The sequence below is a fragment of the Vibrio sp. 1641 genome, from assembly GCF_033339995.1.
Taxonomy (GTDB): Bacteria; Pseudomonadota; Gammaproteobacteria; order Enterobacterales; family Vibrionaceae; genus Vibrio; species Vibrio alginolyticus.
This window is the reverse complement of sequence record NZ_JAWOVP010000122.1, coordinates 1-778: the sequence shown is the minus strand read 5'-3', so window position 1 is coordinate 778 and position 778 is coordinate 1. Positions and strand designations below refer to the sequence as shown.

Genomic DNA, 778 nt, shown 5'->3' with positions numbered 1-778 from the left:
AACACAACATCGTTTGAAGCAGCGCTGCTTAATGCACTCTCAAACGCTTCAACCGGTGTTTGGAACTGAGCTTGCCCTTGCGGTAGGTATTGGCACAATTCATCCGCCGTTGCAGCTCGTGGCCCAGTCAACGATGCTGGATACCAATGCGTCGCGATAGGCTTAAGCGCGGCCAATGTCGCTTTGATGTCTTTATCATGCAGCATTGCAATCACAACGTGGATAGTTTTCCCCGCGTACTGAGTTTTCACCTTTTCAACTAAATACTCAGCAGAATGAGGGTTGTGCGCCACGTCCAACACAATTTCTGGCTCGTGTTGAAGCACCTGCATTCGACCCGCGAGTCGAGCATTATTCAAGCCATTCACGATGTTTATGTCAGTGATTTGCAATTCCGACGCGCCTAGAGCCATTAAAGCAGTGGCAGCATTTGGAAGAGGTAGCGAAGGCAGAGGAAGATCCTCAAGCGCAAAAGCACCACTACTCCACTTCCAACCTTTCTCAGTTAGAGCGTAGTCAAACTGGATGCCGACTTGGAAGAATTCAGCACCGATATCATCAGCATGGGCTGCAACCGTTGCTGGAGGCAGTGGTTGACCACAAATCGCGGGTTTACCTGCACGGTAGATGCCCGCTTTTTCAAAGCCGATAACATTGATGTCGTCACCAAGCCAATCTACATGGTCGATCGCCAGGCTGGTGATCACTGACACATCGTGATCAACGACGTTTGTTGCATCTAGTCGCCCACCTAAGCCAACTTCAAGAAGCACTACAT

At 49.9% G+C, this 778-nt stretch carries 1 protein-coding gene; it reads right to left on the bottom strand.

What is annotated here, in order from left to right; translation table 11 throughout:
- Positions 1-778: glutamate ligase domain-containing protein (locus R7Z47_RS24555; RefSeq protein WP_318130722.1), on the bottom strand; the 778-nt coding region annotated here is incomplete at both ends.